Origin of the sequence: Lysinibacillus sp. IITD104 (genome assembly GCF_036698265.2) — a bacterium.
Taxonomy (GTDB): Bacteria; Bacillota; Bacilli; order Bacillales_A; family Planococcaceae; genus Lysinibacillus; species Lysinibacillus boronitolerans.
This window is the reverse complement of sequence record NZ_JBAHYH020000001.1, coordinates 1,062,176-1,086,373: the sequence shown is the minus strand read 5'-3', so window position 1 is coordinate 1,086,373 and position 24,198 is coordinate 1,062,176. Positions and strand designations below refer to the sequence as shown.

The following is a 24,198-nucleotide window of genomic DNA, read 5'->3' as shown; positions in this document are numbered from 1 at the left end:
AAATCAGCTAGAACTTTTTATAAAGGCTTAGAATACTTGCTCTACTTCTACAATTCCTGGTACTTCTTCTAATAATGCTCGTTCAATACCAGCTTTTAATGTAATCGTAGAACTTGGGCAACTGCCACAAGCACCTAATAAACGTAATTTAACAACGCCATCCTCAACATCTACTAATTCACAGTCTCCACCGTCACGTAGTAAGAATGGACGTAATTTATCTAATACCTCTTGAACTTGGTCGTTAATTGTTGCTTCTGCCATTTATCTCGACTCCTTTCCTTATAATGATTATAATGTTAGCAACAGAAAAAATCCAATATTGAATCACAAGGAGAGAAAATACTATGCCATCTACAAAACCTATGATTGAAATTTATGGAACAGCTGTCATCTGTGCTAGCTGTGTCAATGCTCCATCTTCCAAGGATACATATGAGTGGCTACAAGCAGCCATCGATCGCAAATATCCAGATCAAGCATACGATATTCGCTATATCGATATTGAAGGTCCAATTGAGAATGAACGCGATCAAGAATATGCGTCACGTATTCAAGATGATGAATTTTTCTACCCTCTTGTCCTCATTAACAATGAGGTTGTTGGAGAAGGCTATGTCCAATTAAAGCCTGTATTTACGGCGCTTGAAAATTTAGGGTTTGTCCCGGACAAAACGGTATAACAAAATGAAAGGGATTGTTTTAAAATGATTTTTTAAAACAATCCCTTTCAGCTAATTAATCATTTTGACGTTTGTAATACCATAATAATCCTGATTTCATTAAGCGAGCGATACGCCCAGTTACTGTTGTATCAGCTAAGTATACAAAGCCTTGTTTTTTACCAAGAGCGCCCATGAAGCCCTTTAATTTAATATCTGGCATCTTCTCTGGTAAATGTTCACCTTTCCAACGCATACGAAGTACTTTCACAATTTGCTCCGCTTGTTCCTCTGCTAACTGTGCTGTTGGAGCTAAATCTGATGAAGCACAATCCCCTACAACATAGACATGTTCATCATCAAGTAAATTAAAATACTGTGTGACAAGCGGACGGTCATGTTTATCTTTCTCGACATCCATATCACGAACAATTTTTACTGGCTGAACACCCGCAGTCCAAACCACTGCATCGAGTAAAATTTCATCATCATGATTAAAAATTTTACCCGGCTCTACTCTTGTAATATTTGAATTGGCAACAACATCAACGTTATGCTTAACAAACCAATCCTTTACATACTTACTTAGTTTTTCTGGAAAATCTTTCAATATACGTTGACCACGGTCAAATAGCTTGATTTTTAAATCTGAGCGACTTTCACGTAGCTCACTTGCAAGCTCAATTCCACTTAAGCCAGCTCCTATAATTCCAACTGTAGACCCAGCTGGTAAACCACAAAGTGCTTGGAATGTTGCACGTGATTTGCCCATTGTCTGAATGCTGTACGTATACTCTTCCGCACCTGGTACACCATGATATTTATCTTCACAGCCAAGTCCAATGACTAAATCATCATATTCTATACGTTGTCCGTCTTCAAGAATGACTACTTTTTCCGCACGATTAATTTCAACGACTTCTCCATATACGGCTGTTAAACGTTCATGCTCTGGGAAGCTTACACGAATTTCTTTATCTGTTGCAGTCCCTGCCGCCAATGCATAAAACTCTGTTTTTAAACTATGGAAAGGGGCTCTATCTACTATAACTACCTCTCTGTCTAATGGTAGGCTGTTTAATAGACGAAGCATGACACGCATATTGCCGTAGCCGCCACCTAAAAGTACTAATTTTCCCATAATAGTCTCCTTTTATATCTCTTTTAATAATTGTTCACAAAGTATCCACAAACGAGTATAACCGATTGTGAGAAGTTTCACAATATCAGAATGAAATTTTGTGAAAGATTTCACAAAACAAACGAGAACTTGTTCAATTCAATTGATTTTTAAGCCATTAATAACGAATTCCCTTTATCTTTTATTAAAAAACGTCTCTTTTCTCTTAATCATAAATAATTGACGAAAATCGTAAAACCGAGTAGCATTACTTTGGTGAGGTGACATGGATGAATCCAATGGTTGAATTTTGTATAAGTAATTTAGCAAATGGCTCTCAAGCAACTTATGAAGTACTCGAACGCGATCCGAACATCGACGTTTTGGAATATGGCTGCCTCAGTTATTGTACAAAGTGCTCAGAATCCTTTTATGCAATAGTAAACGGTGAATTAGTAGAAGCTGATTCTCCTGATGAATTAACGAAAGCCATTTATCAATTTATTGAAGAAAATCCATTATGGTAGTTTTCTAAAATGCCTGTATGAATAAATGTGAACAAATAAAAAGGATGTTATGCTAAAAATCAGCATAAACATCCTTTTATTACTTTAGTACGTCCACTACATATGTAGGTTGGCATTCTTTTTCGAGGACAGCCTTTGTAGGCGTAACGCCAGTATTCACATGAATGGTGTCACAGCCAAAACGAATGCCACACATAATGTCCGTATCATAATTATCACCGATCATTACCATGTCTTCTTTCGCAATCCCATGTTCAGTCGCAATTACTTCCAGCATGGCTGGCGATGGCTTACCAATGTAGATTGGTTCAACATCTGCAACCTCTCCTACTAAGCGAGCAAAAGAACCATTGCCTGGTAAGAACCCGTATTCTGTTGGGAATTTAATATCTTGATTCGTGGCAATAAAGGTCGCTCCTTGCTGGACAAAAACCGTAGCCCTGGCAAGTGCCATATAATCAAGCGTACGATCAATCCCCATAACAAATACATCAGGCTCATCCTCAACAGGTACAATATTTTCATTGAGTAGTGCCTGACGAATGCCATCTGTCCCCATCATCGCTACTTTTTTTCCTGGGAAATGGAGAGCTACATACTTTGCGGTTACCAATGCACTTGAATAAATATGCTCTAATGGCGCGTCCACGCCAATAGAAAGTAAAGCTTCTTGCAGTTGTTCTCGCGTCTTTGAAGAATTATTCGTTACATAGAATGGCTCAATTCCTGCTTGCTGTAAACGATGAATAAAAGCTACCGCAGAAGGAATACCTTCCTTTCCACGGTAGACAGTGCCATCTAAATCAAAGCAATAGGCCTTATATTGTTTCATTGATGATCCTCTGGCAAAAATGCTGAAACAGGTCCTAATTCATTTGTTAAATAATTATGAACTGCTGGCGAGAACTGCTTTAAAGCCGTTAGATTAGCTGTTAGTACATGGATAACCTCTTGGATATCTACCTCTATAAACTCACGTACTAGCATTTTACGTAAGCCAACAACTGCTTTGTATGGTGCTTCCAAATCAGCAGCTACAACTTTTTCATCGACTAAAATATCAATAATATCCTCGTAGCTTCCTGGATCGCGCATAATGAAACCGTCAATCATTAAATTTCCTACATCCATCATTGACTCCATAATGTTGTGTCCAATTCGCTCGATAGCTAATTTCTTTATATCATTCTGAAGCCAGTTATCCTCTGTCTCCAAAATAGTTAATAGCCCATCTAAGTACTGTAAATTTTTTGTGATTTTATTACGATCTACAAAATACACAAGGAAAGCCCCCATTCAAATCTTTAAAAGTTGATAGTCTTTTCTCTTCTATAGTACCATAACTATAGGATTGGAAGGAGATTAAAAGATGGAACGTTTTTTTTTATATGATGATGTAGAAGATACGAAAACAAGATTTGTTAGTTTTGCTGGACAAAAGCTACGTTATGATTTAGCTATATTACAATCTGGCCGCTTCTTTGGAAAAGTGCTTGTCATGGATATCCAGTTCGGTCGCTTTGCTATTATTGGTCCTGATGATGTAGAAGAGCCTGGTTACTTAGAACATGTGTACAATCGCACAGAGGAAGAAACAATCGAATTACGGGAATACTTGCGTGAATTATTGAACTAACACCCATTTTATTGGGTGTTTAACACCCATTTTATTGGGTGTTTTTTTATATAACATAAAAAAATTTCGCTAGCCATGGGCGATTGCGAAATCTTTTTACGTATTGTTATTTATTTAAAGTGGATGGATTATCTTTATTATGGGGCTTGTCTTTATTTTCATTATCATTTTGCTTTTTCGCTTGCTGATTTTGACCAATCACAGCTAAATCGTCTACACTAATATCAAAACCATACCCATATTCCTCTCGATCTAATGGCTTTTTATTGCGGTTTTCTTTTGCCAACATCATCACCTCCATTCATAAATTATCCCTTTTTTAATGATTTATACGCCCTTTTTCTCAATACATTTAAGCTGTGACATCCTTAATAATCCACTGGGCAGCGCTTATTAAATCTGGAAAGACAGCATCTGCTAATGGATCTTGTTCTCCTAGGAAAACACCCTTTGTTCCTGCCCGTTTTCCTGCAATAATATCCGTATCTGTATCGCCAACCATATAGGATTTTGATAAATCAATGTTATATTTCTTTCCTAAATCCACAATTAATTTGCTATTGGGCTTGCGGCAGGCACAACCTGACTTAGGTTTGTGCGGACAATAAACGACTTCATGGATTACTGCCCCTTTTTTCTCTAGCTCCTTCACCATATGTTCATGTATTTTCTGTAAGCCACTTTCCTTCATAAAGCCTAAACCAACCCCACCTTGATTTGTCACGACAAACACATAATCAAAATGCTTATTTAGCTTTCTGATTGCTTCAGGCACTTGCGGTAAAAAGTACAAATCCTTAGGCTTATTCACAAACTTCACACGATTGGTCAGTACTTCATTGATAACACCATCACGATCTAAAAATACGGCTCTTTTCATTTGCAACACACCTTCGATAAGCTGTTTTGTGCTTTAGTTTTCCCCAATTACACAAAAGCTAACAATCATGAAAAAAAACCTGATGCCTATCACATCAGGTTTTTGTATAAGAGTTTATTCTGCTAAAGGTTCATGGTCTGTTGGCTTTGTTACTTCACTCATATCCACTACTTCTGGCTGTTTCATAACTTTCCCCAATTTACGTAATACGAAATAAGCACAGCCAAAATTACAGTATTCGTATAGATAATCTTGAAGCGTACTTATTTTTGTATCAAAAGTGGATTTTTGATTTTTATCATCAAAAAACCCCTTTAAACGTAACTGGTTATAGCCCCAATCACCTACAATATAATCGTATCTGGCTAAGATATCTGAGTATCTTTCCTGAAAAACTTCCTCCTGAAAGGCCTCGCGATAATCTTCTATTAGTTCATATTCTAATCCTTCAACTATGATCAAAGTGACACCACCCTTTTCGTTCAGCCTTGACGTTTACACTTCCGCTTGTAATTGACGTTCTTTCGTTGCAGCATTTACTTGTTCGTCTGCATGATAACTACTACGTACAAGTGGGCCAGCCTCACAATGCTTAAAGCCTTTCTCCATGGCAATCTTACGCAGTTTACCAAATTCTATTGGTGAATAGTATTTTTTAACTGGTAAATGCTTTTTCGTTGGCTGTAAATATTGACCGATCGTCATAATATCTACATTATTTGCACGTAAATCGTCCATGACTTCTAAAATTTCTTCATGTGTTTCGCCTAATCCAATCATTAGTGATGATTTCGTTGGAATTTCAGGCTGCATCTCTTTAGCTAAACGCAGGAACTCTAAAGAGCGTTCGTATTTTGCACGAGCGCGCACTCTAGGTGTTAAACGGCGTACTGTTTCAATATTATGATTTAAAATATCTGGTTTTGCATCCATTAACATTTGAAGGTTCTCCTTCATCCCGCCTAAATCTGATGGCAATACCTCAACAGATGTGAAAGGACTTTTACGACGAATTGCACGTACTGTTTCTGCTAAAACTTGCGCTCCGCCATCCTTTAAATCGTCACGTGCGACCATTGTAATAACAACGTGCTTTAAATTCATAATGGCTACTGAATCTGCAACGCGCTCTGGTTCTGCCAAATCTAGTTCATTTGGTAAACCTGTTTTCACTGCACAGAAACGACAAGCACGTGTACAAACGGAACCAAGAATCATCATGGTAGCAGTACGTCTCTCTCCCCAGCATTCATGGATGTTTGGACAACGAGCTTCTTCACATACTGTATGCAGATTTTTCTCACGCATCAGCTTTTTAAGCCCTTTATATTCATCATTCGTGTTTAGTTTTATTTTTAGCCAATCTGGTTTTCTTACATGTTCTTCTTTACTTGTAGGTTTACAAGATGTCATACGAATATCGCCCCTATCAAAAATATACATTTTTTAATATTAACTATCTTCACTGTTGTCAATGTAACATATTAAAGGCACTCCAACAACTATCACAACAAACATTTCTATTTATAAGGGACAGGTATTTCTATGGACGGTTGTGGCGCGTCACTACTATTGGTATAAATGTTTGGAACAGGTCCCCTTGTTAGGCCCATCGCTACAGGTATATCCTGTGCAACGGTAGAAGATTTACTAGCGAAAGGAACAATAATCTGAACATTTACCTCTAAATGAATACCTACCTCCACATAAGCACTATTGATTCCAAATTCTTGAATAGAGGATGTCACATTACTATGAACATTTCCAATCACATGGAAGCGAATCGGGATCTTTGGCCCCAAATTTCCAAGCAAGGGAATATTGGCTGCTTGACCAAGCGGTACAAAAAAGACAATGCCATCACCATCTTGGATCCTGTTAATATCATATTCAACATTATCTAATTCAGGTAAATGGGATAGCTCTCCCTGTTCAGCTTGCTCCAAATACATTTTAACAAGCTCTAATGTCTCTGCTCGAACACGATTAATGATTTCTGTATTAAACTTAGTCGTCATCATTTCAGACGTACCTGGAGGAATATCTTCAATGATATCATTTACATCTAATACATTAGAGGTACGTGAATTAATGGCTTTACTCACAACATATGAGGCAATCTTCGTAGTTTGCACTTCCGCATATTGCAAATAGGTTGGCATGAGCCGTTCATTTAAATAATAAATAAATAATATAAGGCAAACAACCATACTAACAATTAAAATCGTTAATTTATTAAGACGCATTCCCCTTCTACCATATGAGCGTAATTTCATTCTTTTTCGAGGGAAAAACAAAAAATCTCCTCCTGTTCCATAACGTATGAACAGGAGGAGTAATTTATTCTACTTTTGCGGGAACCACATAATCCGTCTCAACATTTTCAATTGTTACATCAGGATAATCCACTAAATTAATTTCATATGTAGCTGCCAGCAATTGATCTTGTTCTTCAAAAATACGAATCCATGGTAATGCCGCATCCAACGTGTTTTGTCTAGATACAATCCCACGGCGTCCATCTGATAATTTTAAAATAACACCATTTGGATAATGAACAACAGCTCTTTTTAAAGCTTTTACAATTCGAGCATCATAAAGAGTGCCCGAGCCAGCTTCAACAATAGCTAGTCCTTGTGAAGGGAGCATCTTCTCCCGGTATACACGATTCGTTGTCACCGCATCAAAAACATCTGCAACACCAATTATCTTGGCAAATGGATGAATTTCAAAGTCAACAAGTCCTCTTGGATAGCCACTTCCATCAATACGTTCATGGTGTTGGAAAGCACAGTGCGCCACAAGCAGAGAGATTGAATGTAAATTCCGTAATAAATCAAAACCGTAACGAGCATGCATCTTCATCATTTCAAACTCATCATTCGTTAAACGTCCTGGCTTTGTTAAAATATCTTTCGGTACCATTAGTTTACCGACATCGTGTAATAACGCACCTATCCCGATCAAACGTAAATCCTCAGCAGAGTAGCCAAGTTCTTTGGCAATGGCAATAGAATACAATGTCACTTGGAAAGAGTGTTGATATAAATATTCATCAAATAAATAAGCATCTGTTAAAATGGTTAGAATTTCATTATTTCCAGTAACTGCTGAAAGTAATTCATCTACGATCGAAACAATTGTCTTTGATTGCTGATCTAATATATAAGAAGCATTTACTGGATTCAAACCATCAATGGACTGGAACGAATCCTTTATAGTTTTGATGACTTTATTTCGCATAGCAGGGGGAACGGTCTCTTCTACTTCTATTCCCTCAGAAATCTCATCGTCAATATATAAATAATGTGTATTTAACTGTTGAAGTCTTTGAATAATACGGTCATTAATGACAACATCTTTCTTTAAAAGCGGATGACCTGCCTCATTCCAAATGGTTCTTCCTAATACCATTCCTTCTTTTAATACATCGATTGAAATTAATCGCATGACTTCTTCCCCATTCCATTCTTTAAACTCTCTCTATTGTTTAAAGAATCTTTGACCATAATCTATCATAATGTTTCGTAAAAATTCAGGTAAAATATATTGTTTTTTTGCATATTTAAAACTTGGATAAAAATAACCAAATGTAAACAGATCCAATGTAACCAGTTTATAAATGTGATTTTGATCTGCTAGCTTACCATTAATTAACAATTGCCGATTTTCATTCATGGAAAATCCATATGTCAATATTTTTCCAAAAATGACGCCTCTAAACCCTAGTCCTTTTAGTTCGATATAAGGCCATTCTTCATTTTTGGATTGCATATAAATTTCTTTCATTTCAGCGACGGATAATTCAATTGTACATAAATTAATTGGATGTGGAAAAATTCGGTGCAAATCTAAGGCAGTCACTATTCCCTTAGGAAGACCATCTAAAAATATCCCTGCATTGAATAATGCACAGTCCGCTCCGCTTTTTTCCAAAATTGCATGTGCAAATAAATCAGATAGCTGTGAATAATGGAACCATTCCTTGTTGTAGGCTTTTTTTGTTGTAAAAACTGGAGTATCCAATATTCTGTTTCCTTCATCCTCCAAAAACTGTACCACTTTCTGTTCATTTTTAACAATTGGCAAATCCTTATTATGAATTAAAGTATCCTTTTTTTCAACAATTTTCCTCAATTTTTTATCATATTCTATGATAAGATGTCCAGTATATTGGCCAAACTTACCTCCACCTGTCAGTAAAACCCCATTAATCACTTTGCCCTCTGGTAGGACATGATGAGTATGAGAGCCGAATATAACATCAATTTCTGGACACTCATCCGCTAAGAGCTCATCCTCTGTAATGCCTAAATGGGATAAGCATACAACAATGTCTACTTCTTCACGTAGTTGATGCGCTAAACGTAGCAGTGTACTTCGAGCGTCGTCCATATGCCAATTTAATTCTTCATAATATACTTCAAACATGGCCGTGGCTGCAATGACGCCAATCTTCGTACCCGTTGCTGTTGTTAAGATTACATAAGGCTTCATCCATGCTGGCTTCTTCCCATTAGAGGCATATACATTTGCCACAACAACATCAAAGTTAGCATTGTCATACAAGTGAAAGAGCTCTTCATGGGATAATGTAATACCTTCATTGTTGCCGATAGTCACCACATCATAACCCGCTTCATTGAGCAATCGCACATTGCCTTTCCCAACGGTTGCTTCTGTATAAATGTTGGAACGATCTAAATGATCTCCCACATCAAACAAATAGCTTGTTTCCCCGATATTCGCCAGATTATTTCTTATCTCTTTCACATAGCTTTGCATTCGTGGCCAATACTTAAAATGACTATGCAAATCATTTGTGTGAAAAATATGGATCTTTTCAAGCATTAAAGCCACCTCACTTCAAATTAAGCTAATATGCCTTCTATAATAGATCGAATTCCTAATAATAATAGAATAATCCTTAAAGCTAGTACAAGTGTATCGGATTTAATTCTTTTATTTAACGCAGCACCGAGCTTTGCTCCAACATAAGCTCCAGGAATAACTGGAATAGTATAAAGCCATGGTACATGTCCGAAATAAACATGGCTTGCGGAATTAACGATGGACGTTAAAAATACCATAAACATCGATGTTGCCACCGCGACATGTGGTGGGAATAAGAATAAAATAATCATTGCTGGCACAATCATGGAGCCGCCACCTATTCCAAATAAACCAGAAGCAAAGCCAATACCAAATGTTAATGTAATAGCAAACCCAATGGGATAGCCATATACATAGGTTTTTCCCTCAGAGTCAGTAAATTCTTGCTGTATACCATTTTTTACAAACCATTTTACAGGCTTCAGTTTGTCCCGCACAAGCAAAATAATCGATAAAATAATAAGTAAAATACCAAAATATAAATTAAAGGATGGTAAATCTAACCCTTTATTGACCCATGCGCCAAGGATTGTTCCTGGAATACTTCCAATAAAGAATATAAAACCACTTTTATAATCCACCGTTTTAGATTTCATATAGCTTAGCGTGGAGGCAAGTCCCGTGAAAATCATCATCACCACTGATAAACCGACTACTTTTTGTGGCGTAATATCTGGAATCATTCCTAAATTTAAGCCAATGTATAATGTTGCTGGTACTAATACTACACCACCACCTAGCCCAACTAATGAGCCAATTAGACCAGCAAGCAATGCAATGATGACTAATAAAATAAACTCCATTATAGTTCCCCTTCAAACATGTTTAATTGTTTAGGTGCCAACCCGACATCGTTAATATTCAACATACCTTGTAGCTCCTTTGCGTTTTTCGCTGCATGATTACCTGAATTATTATTAAATAAAACGAAGAGTTCATTGACCTCGGGTTCAAGCTTTTTCATGCTATCCCCAAGCTGCTGTAATTCCTCTTTATTATAATCATATAAGAAGCGAACTTTGCGCCAATTTTCTGCATTTCCTGTGTTGCGCCATCCATGTATATTGCGACCATGGAGACGAATCAACGCTTTATTTGCAGTCACTACCGGATAAAAAGGAACAGATCCAACACCAGCCTGTGGTTCGTCACAAATCGTATGGATAAATTGATGTTCTCGTAAAAAATCTATCGTCTGCTGGACAACATTTTCTGCGTACCATGTTTGATTTCGAAACTCAATCGCTACTTCAAAATCCTTGAGCTGTTGTCGGATATACAATAAATATTGCACATTTTTTCCTTGGCAATCAAACCATGGTGGAAATTGTGCTAATACCATGGCTAGCTTTCCATAACGTTTAAATTCATTGGCACATTCAATAAAAGCATTGAACATATCATTTTTTGATTCAAAGGGAATCTCTCCACGTAAATGACCCGTCATGCCTTGGTAAGCTTTCACAACAAAACGGAAGTTTTCAGGTGTATCCTCACACCATTTCCGAACATGCTCTTTGGCTGGTATGGCATAAAAGGAAGTATCTACTTCTACCGTTAAAAAATGACCTGTGTAATCAAATAATTTATCCTTTGAGGGAGTCACTCCACTATAAAGTGAAGGGTGATCGCCCCAACCAGTTAATCCTACTACAATCATGTGACATCCTCCTCTATGTACATAATCATAGCACACAGTATGTCACTACAAATAAACATCATGTAAAAAATATAGCTTTCTTTTGTCCATTCAAATAGAAAGCTGTCACTAACTTTTGGGAACTATACAAAAGAAAAAGCATGAGTCCATATTCCATTGAACTCACGCTACTTTAACGGACTACCATTTATTTCACAAGGTTTTGCTGAATAGCCTCTAAAAACTTAATCCTGCTGTATGCAGGGCCGCCTTCCATTAATGGATCTAGTACATTAACAAATACTTGGTCATTTTTAAATGCATTAATATTTTGGATGATTGGATTCTTTTTAAAGTCTTCTAAAGCATTCGGCGCGTCTGCATTTTCATCTGTTGAAAACTGCACAAATAAATAATCAGGATTCATATCTGCAAGCTGCTCAACAGAAATGGCCTCTTGAGATTTAGCTTTAGCAACTTCATCTGGTACTGCTAAACCAAGCTCTCCATAAAGGACAGCATTTAAAAATACTTCTTTTGGATAAACATACGCTTGTCCTCCACGAATACGAATAGCCGCTACTTTTTGATCTTGTAGTTTCTCATTTAACGTAGCTTTAGCAGCTTCTATATCAGCCTTATATGTAGATAATATCTTCTCAGCATCTGCTTGCTTACCAGTTAGTTCAGCTAATAACTTCAAATTAGATTCCCAGTTCGTCGAAATATGTGAAACCAAAATTGTAGGAGCAATTTTCTCTAATTTACTTTGTACCTCTTCTGGGAACTTTGTTGAACCTAAAATGACATCAGGATCTAATTCTAATATTTTTTCAAAGTTTGGTTTAATTTTCTCACCAATTGATTCTGCTTTGTCTGTTACAGAAGCATATAGCTCAGGGAACTTGCCACCAACAGCAATAGCCCCAACTGGATGAACATCCAGCACAACCATATCCTCCATCGCTTCCATAGCACCTGTTACAACAATTCTTTCAACCTTTTCTGGCACTTCATAGCTTTCACCAAGATATTCAATCGTTCTCGTGCCATTTTCATTTGTCGATTCTTCTTTTGTTTGTGTCACTTCTTCTTTTGGTGTATCAGTGGAAGATTCCTCTTCTACTGCCTTCTTCTCTCCACATGCGGCGAGAATGAGCATAAATATTGCTATGAAACTAATAAATAAAAACTTCTTTTTCATTTACATATTCTCCTTTGAAAGATGATTAACTATCTCATCTGGCTTATTGAAGTACTGAACATCTTCTAGATTTATCAACCCCTTTCTAAATGATATTGATTCTCATTATCATTTTAGTATGTAATCTTAAAAAAATCCAGTACTATTTCTCTCCATTTTTATTCGCAACATAAAAACACAAAAAAACCCCTAGTCACAATTTATATTGTGACTAGGGGTGGCTAATAAATTAACCGATAGAACCTTCCATCTCGAATTTAATCAGACGGTTCATTTCTACTGCGTATTCCATTGGTAGTTCTTTTGTGAATGGCTCGATGAAGCCCATTACGATCATTTCTGTCGCTTCTTCTTCGGAAATTCCGCGAGACATTAAATAGAATAATTGTTCTTCAGATACTTTTGAAACTTTTGCTTCGTGCTCTAAAGATACATTATCATTAAAGATCTCGTTATAAGGAATTGTATCAGAAGTCGATTGATTATCCATAATCAGCGTATCACATTCGATGTTAGCACGTGCACCACTTGCTTTAGGACCGAAACGAACTTGTCCCATATACGTTACCTTACCACCTTGTTTAGCAATCGATTTAGAAACGATTGTTGAAGATGTGTTTGGTGCCATATGGATCATTTTTGCGCCAGCATGTTGGTGTTGTCCTTTACCTGCTAATGCAATCGATAATGTCATACCACGAGCACCTTCACCTTTTAGGATACATGCTGGGTATTTCATTGTTAATTTAGAACCGATGTTACCATCGATCCATTCCATTGTACCGTTTTCTTCTACAACTGTACGTTTCGTTACAAGATTGTAAACATTGTTCGCCCAGTTTTGAATTGTTGTATAACGGCAATAGGCATCTTTACGTACAACGATTTCAACAACTGCTGAGTGTAAAGAGTTTGTTGTGTAAACAGGAGCTGTACAACCTTCAACATAGTGTACGTGAGCGCCTTCATCTACAATAATAAGTGTACGTTCGAATTGACCCATATTTTCTGAGTTAATACGGAAGTAAGCTTGTAACGGTGTTTCTACTTTAACACCTGGTGGCACATAAATAAATGATCCACCTGACCATACTGCTGAGTTTAAAGCAGCAAATTTATTGTCTGTGTAAGGAATCACTTTGCCCCAATATTGTTTGAAAATATCTTCGTTTTCACGTAGAGCAGAGTCAGTATCTTTGAACACAATACCAAGATCTTCAAGGTCTTTTTTCATGTTGTGATAAACTACCTCAGACTCATATTGTGCAGATACACCTGCAAGATATTTTTGCTCTGCTTCTGGGATACCTAATTTATCAAAAGTTGCTTTGATTTCATCAGGTACTTCATCCCATGATTTTTGAGTAGCTTCTGATGGTTTTACATAGTACGTAATTTCATCAAAATCTAAATCTCCAAGATCGCCACCCCATTGTGGCATCGGTTTTGTATAAAATGTTTCAAGAGCTTTTAAACGGTATTCTAGCATCCATTCTGGCTCTTGTTTCATATTTGAAATTTCACGGACGATTTCTTCAGTTAAACCGCGTTTTGAACGGAAAATTGATACGTCCTTGTCATGGAAACCGTATTTGTAATCGCCGATATCAGGCATTTTTTTAGCCATCGTTTCTCCTCCGTTCATTGAGATATATTTTTCTGGGTAATCATCCCTTGCTTTGAGTGAAGCCATAGTAGCTTTCACTCAAGAACAAGGAAGTAAGATTTATTTCACACCTTTTTCCATTGCTTTCCAAGCCAATGTTGCACACTTAATTCGTGCTGGGAATTGTGAAACACCTTGCAGTGCCTCAACATCCTCAAGGTCATATTTATCGCTGTACTCCTCACCCATCATCATTTTAGAAAAAATATCAGAAAGCTCAATAGCTTCCTCTACTTTTTTTCCTTTGATGAGCTGTGTCATCATTGATGCAGAGGACATAGAAATCGAACAGCCTTCACCATCAAATTTCGCATCCTCTACGACACCGTCAGTAACTTTTAATGTTAAATGAATACGATCACCGCATGTAGGATTGTTCATATCAATCGTTACAGCATCCTCTTCTAAAGAGCCTTTGTTACGAGGATTTTTATAGTGATCCATAATGACTGAACGATATAGTTGATCTAAATTATTAAAAGACATCGCCAAAATACTCCTTCGCAGAACGTAACCCTGCAACTAAACGGTCAATATCCTCCTCTGTATTGTACAGATAGAAGCTTGCACGTGCTGTCGCAACTTGCTGAAGACATTTCATTAGTGGCTGTGCACAATGATGTCCTGCACGAACAGCAATACCGTTCATGTCAAGCACCGTTGCCACGTCATGTGGATGTACATCATCTAGATTAAATGTTACTAATCCACAACGCTTCATAGGGTCACGTGGGCCGAAAATTTTCAAACCGTCAATTGTCTCAAGTTGATCCATTGCGTAGCCTGCAAGCTTATGCTCATGCTCTAGAATGTTATCTAACCCGATATCAGTTAAGAAATCAATAGCGGCACCTAATCCTATTGCACCTGCAATAATAGGCGTTCCACCTTCAAATTTCCACGGTAATTCCTTCCACGTTGAATCATATAACCCAACAAAATCGATCATTTCGCCACCAAATTCAATTGGCTCCATCTTTTCAAGGTGTTCCTTTTTACCATATAATACACCTATTCCAGTTGGTCCGCACATTTTATGCCCTGAGAAACCTAAGAAATCTACATCCAAATCTTGCACATCAATTTTCATATGTGGCGCAGCTTGTGCACCATCGGCTACCATGACAGCACCATTAGCATGTGCAATTTGAGCAATTTCTTTAATTGGATTTATTGTTCCAAGTACGTTTGATGCCATAGACACCGAAACAATTTTTGTTTTAGGTGTGACTGTCGCACGTACTTTCTCTAGGCTAAGAGTACCGTCTGCTTCAAGCTCAATGTATTTTAAAGTTGCATTTTTTTCTTTGGCTAATTGTTGCCAAGGAATAATATTGGAATGATGCTCCATATGAGTAATGACAATTTCATCACCCTCAACAACATTTGCACGACCATAACTTGTCGCAACTGTATTTAAAGCGGTTGTTGTACCACGCGTAAAAATAATTTCCTGTGTTGATTGCGCATTAATAAACTTACGAACCTTTTCACGAGCACCTTCATATTTATCTGTTGCACGGTTTCCTAGTGTATGCACGCCACGGTGAACATTGGAATTATCAAATTCATAATAAGCTTTAATCGCTTCAATCACTTGAACAGGCTTCTGAGACGTCGCTGCACTATCAAGATATACAAGTCTATGACCATTTACATCCTGATTTAAAATTGGGAAATAGCTTTTAATGTCTTTATTCATCATTAGCGAACTTTCCTTTCAATAACCTCCGTCAGTTGCTTTTGAACGCCTTCAATTGGTAATTGCGTAACAACTGGCGCAAGGAATCCATGGATAACAAGGCGCTCTGCTTCTGCTTTCGAGATACCACGGCTCATTAAATAATAAAGCTGTAATGGATCTACTCGACCAACAGATGCTGCGTGTCCTGCTGTTACATCATCTTCGTCAATTAATAAAATTGGGTTTGCATCCCCACGAGCTTTTTCTGACAGCATTAATACACGTGATTCTTGTTGTGCATCGGCTTTTGTCGCACCATGCTCGATATAGCCAATACCGTTAAAGATTGACTGAGCTGCATCTTTCATTACACCATGCTTTAAGATATGCCCGTTTGAGTTTTTACCCCAGTGACGAACCTCAGTAGTGAAGTTAAGTTTTTGTTCTCCACGACCAACTACGACTGTTTTTGTATCTGCATGAGAACCGTCACCAATCAAATGCGTGATGTTTTCAGAGATTGTATCAGAATCATTCATTAGACCAAGAGCCCAGTCAACTTTTGCGTCACGCGCTAAACGTGCACGACGATTAACATATGTCGTAAATCCTTTTGCAAGGACATCTACTGCACCATAGGTTACCTGTGCATTATCTTGAACAACGACTTCCGCAATAATATTTGCTTGCCCTTTTGCCTCTTCTACTGTTGAAACATATGTTTCCACATATGTTACAGCTGAATTCGCTTCTGCTACTACTAAAACATGGTTATATAATGAAGCTTCCGCATTGTCATTAAGGAAAACAACTTGAAGGGGTTGTTCAATAATCACGTTTTTTGGTACGTATACAAACACACCACCATTAACAAGTGCTGTATGAAGTGCTGTTAATTTATGCTCATCTACTTTAACTGCTTCAGTCATAAAGTATTTTTGAACAAGTTCGCCATGTTCACGAACTGCTGTGAAAATATCAGTAAAAATAACACCTTTATCAGCAAGTTCTTGTGATGCCTTAATATATGCTGGTGTATTATTACGTTGAATATATAGGTTTTCTTGTGCTTCAAGGTCAATTAAACCTTTTGCCTCTTCAGGTAGAGCATCCAATGAAGGGAATGCCTCACTATGAACTGCCAACGCTGGGAAGTTCATGAAATCCCATTTTGTGATATTCGTTCTATCTGGTTTTGGCAAATCTAAACCAGTTACTTTGTCTAGTGCTGCCGCGCGAAGTTCTGTAAACCAAGTTGGTTCACCATTTGCTTCTGAGAACGAGCGCACGTCCTGTACTGTTACAGGCAAGTTAAGTTCCACTGTCATGCTAGTTCGTCCTCCTTCTTATGCTTCTTGTTCTTCTGTTTCTTCTTCGATTCCTAATTCTTTTTTAATCCAGTCATAGCCTTCTGCTTCTAAGCGTTGTGCAAGCTCCGCACCACCTGATTTTACAACACGTCCTTGCATCATTACGTGTACATGGTCTGGAGTAATGTAGTTTAATAGGCGTTGGTAGTGTGTAATCATTAAGCAGCCAAAGCCTTCACCACGCATTGCGTTGATACCTTTTGACACAACTTTCAATGCATCGATATCAAGACCAGAGTCAATTTCATCTAAGATTGCAAATGTTGGTTTGATCATCATTAATTGAAGAATCTCATTACGTTTTTTCTCACCGCCAGAGAAACCTTCATTTAAATAACGTTGAGCCATATCTTCATTCATTTCAAGGAATTCCATGTTTTTATCTAATTCGCGGATAAATTTCATTAACGAAATTTCATCGCCTTCTTCACGACGTGCGTTAATTGCTGAACGTAAGAAATCAGCATTTGTAACACCAGCAATTTCAGATGGATATTGCATAGCTAGGAATAAACCAGCTTGAGCACGTTCGTCCACTTCCATTTCAAGCACATCTTCGCCATCAAGCTCAACAGTACCTGAAGTTACTTCATATTTTGGATGACCCATAATAGCAGAAGCTAGTGTTGATTTACCAGTTCCGTTTGGTCCCATGATTGCGTGAATTTCGTTTGTATTAATTGTAAGATTTACGCCTTTTAAAATCTCTTTCCCGTCGATAGCAACGTGAAGATCTTTAATAACTAAAGTTGACATGAAAATACCTCCATAGTGTTCAGTGAATGGGTCAACCATTCCTTAATTATCATCATTCTAATCTTAACTGAAAATCGTTCTCTATGCAAACCATTTCAATTACTTTCCCATTCCTTAAATAAAATCTTGAAAAATAAAGACTTTGTAAGCATTTTCAGATTATTACTCCTTCACCTAAACAATGAGAATTGACTTTCTTCATTTTCAATAAAATCTCTATAATTGAGAATCGATTTCATCTAGCTACATAGTGAAAACCTCGAGAAAAGTGCTAATTGTAGCGGTTTTGTGACAAATTAGCATAAACAACATATCTATACTATAACCTATTTCATTAAAATGGAATCAATTTAAGTTCATATTGTAAGAAAGAAATTTTGCTATAATAATGGATGGATTATATCCTCAATAGGATGATATTGTAGATATATTAAAAGACAGAAACATAGGTTGTATCTAGCATTTCTGCCAATTTCCCATTAGCTTAGATGTAATGTCCATAAATCTCCTTTTGTTTCTAGTAAAAAAACATCTGACAGCTGATACTTTTTATTTTGACATTAACAGTCATTTTTCATCTTAAATAATATATAATTAAGGTATAATCAATCTTATTTTTAGATTAATAGAGGTGAAATGTTAGTGGAGTTACGTCAATTACGCTATTTTGTAGAGGTTGCTGAACGTGAGCATATTTCAGAGGCTGCTGAGCATCTTCATGTAGCCCAATCTGCCATTAGTCGGCAAATCGCAAATCTTGAAGATGAGTTAGGCACTCCGTTATTTGAGCGAGTTGGACGAAATGTCAAATTAACACCAATAGGGAAGACATTTCTTGAGCATACCATTACGGCATTAAAAGCCATCGATTTTGCAGCAAAGCAAGTAGAAGAATATCTTGATCCTGCAAAGGGCTCAATTAAAATCGGCTTTCCAACAAGTTTAGCTAGCTATGTTCTGCCAACCGTTATTTCAGCCTTTAAACGCGAATATCCTGATTTACAATTTCAACTACGTCAAGGATCTTATCGATTTTTAATAGATGCAGTCAAAAATCGGGAGTTGAACCTCGCCTTTTTGGGACCCCTGCCACCGAAGGACGAATCCATTCAATCAACCATTCTGTTTACTGAAAATATTGCTGCACTCCTACCAGCCAATCATCCATTAGCTAAAAGAGAAAGCATACAGCTTGCAGAGTTGAGAAATGATCTATTCGTATTATTTCCAGATGGTTACATTTTGCACAAGGTAGCGATGGATGCTTGTCGAGCTGCAGGCTTTTTACCAAATGTCATTTCAGAGGGGGAAGACTTAGATGCACTAAAGGGCTTAGTCGCCGCTGGCATTGGTGTGAGCCTGTTACCAGAAAGCTCTCTTTATGATTCAGCAGCACGCTTTACCATAAAGGTACCAATTGAATCACCTACGATCCCTAGAACTGTTGGCATTATTTCTCCTGTAAATCGCGAAATTGCACCATCTGAAATCATTTTCTTAGACTTTGTGAAAAACTTCTTTTCTCGTCTTTCTCAATTCCAATAAAAAAGAGCTAAGGGCAGAACAATCTACCCTTAGCTCCTTTAATATGCTTTAAATAATTTTTGTAAAATATAATAGGATTGTTTTAAGCGCTCTTCATATTTTGGAACTTGCCATGTTTCCCATGTATAAGCAAACAGTGGTGGTAAAATACCATGAGTAGCTGCTGGCATAGATTGAACAACGTTGTTCTCTTTATCTACAAATAAAGCACCAATATAAATATTGTCTACTTTAACGGCAGCTTTATCGCCATTTTTATACAGGTTACCTATAAACTCACGCTGACTCGGATCTTTAGCTTGAATCAATAACCAAGGGATGCGAAGTTCGATAACATTGTCATCGGTCCAAGTATAATCAACTAAAGAATCATAATCTTTTGCTTCTGGATTAGCATTTCCTTGAAGTAATTTTCCTGTTTCGTAGATACTAAAATCAGTCGTTCTATTTTGCTCAGGTAAAAATAGTTGTTTATTTAACACATAGTAAATAGGGGCGAACTTTCCACTATTTTCCACGACATTAGCCATTCGGGGAGCAACTAAATTTAAACGGTGGCCATATAAATAATCAAAGAAATCGTAGTATTCATCAATAACAACCCTAGATTGACCATTTTTATTGAGCTCAACTATAAAATCAACACCATTTGAAAACGTCATATTTTTTATAGATGTAGCAGACGTATTTCCTTGACCTGGTACAACATCTAATAAAATGCGAGGGGAGGTATTGGCTAACTCCTCACTTTTTAATTTAATGTACAAATAGCGCTCATCATAGTCTACTGCAAAATCTGTTGGATTGTTTGGTGCAGTATCATATAGCTGTTTACCCGTCCATTCCGTTGTCTCTCCATCTACTTTTACCTTAAGTCTATCAAAGCTTAATAATCCAAACTGTTGCTCATTTGTTTGGGCATTGGACCAAAATGGTCGACGATTCGGATCATCATAATCCATCGTATTCCATGTTCGTTTAAACCACTCATCTTGCCATGTAAAAACAAGTCCTCCCATGAGCCCTTCATGCATAATATCCTCAAATAAATGTTGAAGTGTTTCTCCCTGTGCTTGTTCTGACATTTGCCCCTGATTCCAACCATATACATTATCATGTGTTTTACCACGTGATGCTGGGATACCAAATTCCGCAATAAGAACAGGCATAGTATGAGCTTCATGGAGCTCTTTTAAATAACCTGCATAGCTATTTTTGTTCCCTCGGAAATCGACATAATTTAAATAATCTTTATCGAAATTAAAGAAGTCAGGGTAGTAAGGATACACATGATAGGAAGCAAATTGTCCCGGCGCAGTCATTTCTCCTTTCGTAAAAATAACATTTGGATTGACCCCTACTAAATCTTCCTCCTCAGATGGCTCTGACGGATGTTCAAGAATGTCAGTTGTGACCCAGTTCGTGAAACTCATTGGACGTAGCCAGTTATATTTTTCCTTTTCATAAACTGACACCACATCCATTTGTTCTGCTAGCCAATGCTCAAATGGAGAGGCATCCTTTGTTTCAAAAAAAGTACCGTTGTATTGACCAATATTTGCATGTTTTTCATTCGTTCCAACAACCATATGTGGATACCATTCAATTCCTAATACCCATCCTATAACATATTTTGATACGTCTACATCATACAAGCCAGATGCATGTCCTGGTTGAGGCTCCACATAGATATTTCCATGAATGACATCTACCATTCGTTTCATTTCTAATTGAAAATCTTCTAACGTATCTTTATCATAGGCGTCCAATGAATTTGATAAGCCCTCTTCATTAATCCAAACTCCATGTAAAACATATAGTGGATTTTTTGGATGTTCTTCATTATATTTAGCAAGTGCTCTATAAAAGCCGGGTGGATGTAATGTATAGACTCGTATCGTATTAGCATTCATGTCTGCTATTTGTTTAAACCATCGATAATATTCCTCTTCAGTAATTGCTGCTTCTCCAGGAAAGGCACCAGGTTTCCCCATTCCGATATTGACACCCTTAAATACGATTGGTTCCCATTTGCCGTCTCTTCGCACTTCAAAAGATTGTCCCTGAATCCGTGCATTATAGTTTAATTTCTCATGATTCACAGTGTCCTGAACCTCTTTGTGCTCAAATGAATCAAATATTTTATGCATTACCGGGATGTAAATGGACCAATAAAACGAACTGTCTGCATACTTCTCAGCATATTTATAGATTGTTGGTAACCCTTTTATCTTATAAATATTTGGTACCCTTGCGATATCATTAAAATCTCCCGCAAAATAATAACTAGATGTGTAGCGCTTATCTTGACCTACAATTGCTGCAAATTGTTCTGGAATACCATTAGCCTTTAACAGCTCTGTTCCCTTTTTCGTTAAATCCCATTTATAATTTGCAAGAGCATCTTCAGCATATTTAGGTGTAATAATATCAAACCAATAATCGTATTGCGCCCTTGCAGATGAATGAAAGAATTTTTTACCATTTTCAGTAAACTGCACTTGAATACCTGCAGATTTAACATGCTTGTCCAATTCAAGTACAAGTAGTTCTTCTGTTATTTCATTAAATAGTAAAAATCCTCCACCCTTATATGACCAACTATCGCCATGTTCATCGATAACCCATTGCGGTATTTCTAAATTTTTATGATAATCAAGCTCATCGAAATAACGCCCGATCCAGCCAGACCATGTGATTCCTAAATAATCCTGTAATTCTTTACGAACTTCCTCTGATGTTGGTGAAGCAAACGTGTTATACTCAGCAATTAACATGCTCTTCTTTTTGCTGGCTAAGCGTTCGACGATTGCCTGCCATTCTTTCTGTTCAAGTCCTCCAACAATTTTTTCAGAACGTTCACCTAAACGTTTTGTTTGTTGTAAATCATCTTTATAAACTCCGTACGTATCTGCCAAATAAATGACATCATAGTCACTATAATCCTTTGGCAAATTCTTTTCTACAACACTTTTAGTTTCATCATTTGGAACCGTACCATAGTAATCGCGTTCTACGTCATAAGGTTCATTATTTAATCTATATTTATAATGGTTTAAAAACCAATTCACCCCTAAGTGCTCTCGGTAAGACTCATTCGGAACCGTTTTATCTATAACGGCTACATTTAGCTGTTTCTCATCTTCCAAGTACCACCATGCAATAGGGATTATTATAAGGACTAGTACGACCATAACCCCTATATAGATTCGTTTCATACACTTTTCTCCTTTTCAGCAATGCCGACACGTTTCATATTACCCCAGTCACTTTTTCTTAAGACAAAACGAACTAATCCCTCACAGCGCCAGAATAATGTTAGTGGGCGATACCAAAAAATTTCTGTAAACGCTAAAAGAATCATACGTAACAACTCTCGTTTTTTTGGATACGTATTCATACTCCACGATTCAAACAATACTGCCGCTATTGAAAAAATAACACCATAAATAACGAATAGTAGTAGCAGCATGAGCGCAACTTCATAATAAATTTTCCCTACGAAAAAGGCTATGACGATATAAATATATCCACCTAACTCCACAATAGGCCCTAGACATTCTACTAGCCAAAAATACGGGAACGAAAGAAATCCAATCATGCCATATCTAGGATTCAAGGTCATTTTTTTGTGCTTCCATAGACTTTCAAATAACCCTTGATGCCACCTTCTTCGTTGATTGCGCAGTACCCCTAATGTTTGAGGTGCTTCCGTCCAGCAAACTGGGTCGGGTACAAATTCAATACGTTTATTTTCTTTTTTTTCTTTTATAAGTCGATGAATATTCACTACAAGTTCCATATCTTCGCCAATAATATTGGTTGAATATCCACCTGCTTCAACAGCCCATTTTTTAGAGAAAACACTAAATGCTCCTGAAATAATAAGGACTAAATTGAATTTACTTAAGGCTATTCTCCCCATTAAAAATGCCCGCAAGTATTCGATTACTTGCATGATTACTAAGTAATTACTAGGTAATTGAGTCTCATAAATAGAGCCAAACTGCATCTTTGCGCCATTTGCAATACGAATATTACCACCTGCCGCAATGACCTCACCATCAGATAAAATGATAGGCTTCATCACCCGCAGCAAGGATTTTTCATCTAAAATGGAATCCCCATCAATGGAGCAAAAATACGGATATTGAGAGACATTAATACCCACATTTAGCGCATCAGCCTTACCACCATTTTCTTTATCAACTAAAATACAATTTTTATAGATTTCAGATTCATATATTTGCTTAATATCTTTTGTAGGGATGTTAGTTCGGACAATTTTGTTGATTGGCTTCATTTGAAAATGTTCGATGACCGTTTGAAGGGTTTGATCTGTAGACCCGTCGTTAATAATGATAATTTCAGTTTGAGGATAACGTAAATTCAATAATGAATAAACTGTATCTACAACCCCTACTTCTTCATTGTAAGCAGGAACAAGTAACGACACGGGTTTTGAATAAAAAGCATCTATATGTGCATCATCATACTCTGATAGATCGAGACGATAGCGTTTTCTTAAATCCAGCATAGCAATGATGAACATTGTACAATATGAAACGATAACGAACAGCATATAAAATAATGCCCCCAAAAAACATCATGCAATA

At 37.1% G+C, this 24,198-nt stretch carries 25 protein-coding genes; 4 read left to right on the top strand and 21 right to left on the bottom strand.

The window, feature by feature from the left end; all coding sequences use genetic code 11:
- Nucleotides 1-27: 27 nt before the first annotated feature.
- Complete coding sequence (locus tag V1L66_RS05565; RefSeq protein WP_004228295.1) at nucleotides 28-264, bottom strand: NifU family protein; 237 nt, start codon at nucleotides 262-264, stop codon at nucleotides 28-30.
- An 83-nt stretch (nucleotides 265-347) separates the two neighbouring features.
- On the opposite strand from V1L66_RS05565, the gene V1L66_RS05560 reads away from it, so the two are divergent.
- On the top strand, nucleotides 348-683 hold the full coding sequence (locus tag V1L66_RS05560) for a YuzD family protein (RefSeq protein ID WP_312126180.1): 336 nt from the start codon (nucleotides 348-350) through the stop codon (nucleotides 681-683).
- 55 nt (nucleotides 684-738) lie between these two features.
- On the opposite strand, the gene V1L66_RS05555 is transcribed toward V1L66_RS05560, so the two are convergent.
- On the bottom strand, nucleotides 739-1,803 hold the full coding sequence (locus tag V1L66_RS05555; RefSeq protein WP_004228288.1) for an NAD(P)/FAD-dependent oxidoreductase: 1,065 nt from the start codon (nucleotides 1,801-1,803) through the stop codon (nucleotides 739-741).
- Nucleotides 1,804-2,072: 269 nt separating this feature from the next.
- On the opposite strand from V1L66_RS05555, the gene V1L66_RS05550 reads away from it, so the two are divergent.
- A complete protein-coding gene (locus tag V1L66_RS05550) occupies nucleotides 2,073-2,309 on the top strand; it encodes a YuzB family protein (RefSeq protein ID WP_004228286.1) in 237 nt (78 codons plus the stop codon).
- A 79-nt stretch (nucleotides 2,310-2,388) separates the two neighbouring features.
- Here V1L66_RS05550 and V1L66_RS05545 read toward each other — a convergent pair whose 3' ends face one another.
- Complete coding sequence (locus V1L66_RS05545; protein WP_016993610.1) at nucleotides 2,389-3,141, bottom strand: TIGR01457 family HAD-type hydrolase; 753 nt, start codon at nucleotides 3,139-3,141, stop codon at nucleotides 2,389-2,391.
- Nucleotides 3,138-3,590, bottom strand: a complete 453-nt coding sequence (locus V1L66_RS05540) for a DUF86 domain-containing protein (protein ID WP_009371987.1) — start codon at nucleotides 3,588-3,590, stop codon at nucleotides 3,138-3,140. The genes V1L66_RS05545 and V1L66_RS05540 overlap by 4 nt, the downstream gene beginning before the upstream one ends.
- An 88-nt stretch (nucleotides 3,591-3,678) precedes the next feature.
- Here V1L66_RS05540 and V1L66_RS05535 point away from each other — a divergent pair, with 88 nt between their 5' ends.
- Complete coding sequence (locus V1L66_RS05535; RefSeq protein WP_009371988.1) at nucleotides 3,679-3,945, top strand: DUF3055 domain-containing protein; 267 nt, start codon at nucleotides 3,679-3,681, stop codon at nucleotides 3,943-3,945.
- Nucleotides 3,946-4,051: 106 nt separating this feature from the next.
- Here the strand turns inward: V1L66_RS05535 and V1L66_RS05530 are convergent, their stop codons facing one another.
- The 15 genes from V1L66_RS05530 to sufC form a co-directional block, all read right to left on the bottom strand.
- On the bottom strand, nucleotides 4,052-4,246 hold the full coding sequence (locus V1L66_RS05530; protein WP_279495903.1) for a hypothetical protein: 195 nt from the start codon (nucleotides 4,244-4,246) through the stop codon (nucleotides 4,052-4,054).
- A gap of 51 nt (nucleotides 4,247-4,297) precedes the next feature.
- Nucleotides 4,298-4,825: an HAD family hydrolase gene (locus V1L66_RS05525; RefSeq protein WP_279495904.1), complete on the bottom strand. Its 528-nt coding sequence runs from the start codon at nucleotides 4,823-4,825 to the stop codon at nucleotides 4,298-4,300.
- 114 nt (nucleotides 4,826-4,939) lie between these two features.
- Nucleotides 4,940-5,287, bottom strand: coding sequence for a YutD family protein (locus V1L66_RS05520; RefSeq protein ID WP_004228271.1), 348 nt, complete (start codon nucleotides 5,285-5,287; stop codon nucleotides 4,940-4,942).
- A 33-nt stretch (nucleotides 5,288-5,320) separates the two neighbouring features.
- Complete coding sequence (gene lipA, locus V1L66_RS05515) at nucleotides 5,321-6,238, bottom strand: lipoyl synthase (protein ID WP_004228269.1); 918 nt, start codon at nucleotides 6,236-6,238, stop codon at nucleotides 5,321-5,323.
- A 107-nt stretch (nucleotides 6,239-6,345) separates the two neighbouring features.
- Complete coding sequence (gene yunB, locus V1L66_RS05510; RefSeq protein WP_131521225.1) at nucleotides 6,346-7,122, bottom strand: sporulation protein YunB; 777 nt, start codon at nucleotides 7,120-7,122, stop codon at nucleotides 6,346-6,348.
- A 43-nt stretch (nucleotides 7,123-7,165) separates the two neighbouring features.
- Nucleotides 7,166-8,275, bottom strand: coding sequence for an HD-GYP domain-containing protein (locus V1L66_RS05505; protein WP_066038192.1), 1,110 nt, complete (start codon nucleotides 8,273-8,275; stop codon nucleotides 7,166-7,168).
- Between the two features lie 33 nt (nucleotides 8,276-8,308).
- Nucleotides 8,309-9,676 carry a bifunctional UDP-sugar hydrolase/5'-nucleotidase gene (locus V1L66_RS05500; protein ID WP_333003574.1) on the bottom strand — a complete coding sequence of 456 codons (1,368 nt, stop codon included), beginning with the start codon at nucleotides 9,674-9,676 and terminating at the stop codon, nucleotides 8,309-8,311.
- 20 nt (nucleotides 9,677-9,696) lie between these two features.
- Nucleotides 9,697-10,521: a sulfite exporter TauE/SafE family protein gene (locus V1L66_RS05495; RefSeq protein ID WP_333003575.1), complete on the bottom strand. Its 825-nt coding sequence runs from the start codon at nucleotides 10,519-10,521 to the stop codon at nucleotides 9,697-9,699.
- A complete protein-coding gene (locus tag V1L66_RS05490; RefSeq protein ID WP_036078614.1) occupies nucleotides 10,521-11,378 on the bottom strand; it encodes a DUF72 domain-containing protein in 858 nt (285 codons plus the stop codon). The genes V1L66_RS05495 and V1L66_RS05490 overlap by 1 nt, the downstream gene beginning before the upstream one ends.
- 187 nt (nucleotides 11,379-11,565) lie before the next feature.
- Nucleotides 11,566-12,561: an ABC transporter substrate-binding protein gene (locus V1L66_RS05485; protein WP_312126194.1), complete on the bottom strand. Its 996-nt coding sequence runs from the start codon at nucleotides 12,559-12,561 to the stop codon at nucleotides 11,566-11,568.
- Nucleotides 12,562-12,790: 229 nt separating this feature from the next.
- Entirely contained in the window at nucleotides 12,791-14,188 is a 1,398-nt protein-coding gene (gene sufB / locus V1L66_RS05480; protein WP_016993620.1) for a Fe-S cluster assembly protein SufB, read from the bottom strand.
- Between the two features lie 99 nt (nucleotides 14,189-14,287).
- Nucleotides 14,288-14,713 (bottom strand): Fe-S cluster assembly sulfur transfer protein SufU, encoded by a 426-nt coding sequence (gene sufU, locus V1L66_RS05475; protein ID WP_036078619.1) that lies wholly within the window; start codon nucleotides 14,711-14,713, stop codon nucleotides 14,288-14,290.
- Nucleotides 14,703-15,932, bottom strand: coding sequence for a cysteine desulfurase (locus tag V1L66_RS05470; protein ID WP_257962013.1), 1,230 nt, complete (start codon nucleotides 15,930-15,932; stop codon nucleotides 14,703-14,705). Before V1L66_RS05470 ends, sufU begins: the two co-directional genes overlap by 11 nt.
- A complete protein-coding gene (sufD, locus tag V1L66_RS05465) occupies nucleotides 15,932-17,239 on the bottom strand; it encodes a Fe-S cluster assembly protein SufD (protein ID WP_333003582.1) in 1,308 nt (435 codons plus the stop codon). The genes V1L66_RS05470 and sufD overlap by 1 nt, the downstream gene beginning before the upstream one ends.
- Before the next feature lie 18 nt (nucleotides 17,240-17,257).
- On the bottom strand, nucleotides 17,258-18,037 hold the full coding sequence (sufC, locus tag V1L66_RS05460) for a Fe-S cluster assembly ATPase SufC (protein ID WP_016994918.1): 780 nt from the start codon (nucleotides 18,035-18,037) through the stop codon (nucleotides 17,258-17,260).
- 642 nt (nucleotides 18,038-18,679) lie between these two features.
- Here sufC and V1L66_RS05455 point away from each other — a divergent pair.
- Nucleotides 18,680-19,582 (top strand): LysR family transcriptional regulator, encoded by a 903-nt coding sequence (locus tag V1L66_RS05455; RefSeq protein WP_036078627.1) that lies wholly within the window; start codon nucleotides 18,680-18,682, stop codon nucleotides 19,580-19,582.
- 38 nt (nucleotides 19,583-19,620) lie between these two features.
- Here the strand turns inward: V1L66_RS05455 and V1L66_RS05450 are convergent, their stop codons facing one another.
- Both V1L66_RS05450 and V1L66_RS05445 read right to left on the bottom strand, forming a co-directional pair.
- Entirely contained in the window at nucleotides 19,621-22,800 is a 3,180-nt protein-coding gene (locus V1L66_RS05450) for a hypothetical protein (RefSeq protein ID WP_333003583.1), read from the bottom strand.
- Nucleotides 22,797-24,164 carry a glycosyltransferase gene (locus V1L66_RS05445; RefSeq protein ID WP_333003584.1) on the bottom strand — a complete coding sequence of 456 codons (1,368 nt, stop codon included), beginning with the start codon at nucleotides 24,162-24,164 and terminating at the stop codon, nucleotides 22,797-22,799. The genes V1L66_RS05450 and V1L66_RS05445 overlap by 4 nt, the downstream gene beginning before the upstream one ends.
- Between the last annotated feature and the right edge of the window lie 34 nt (nucleotides 24,165-24,198).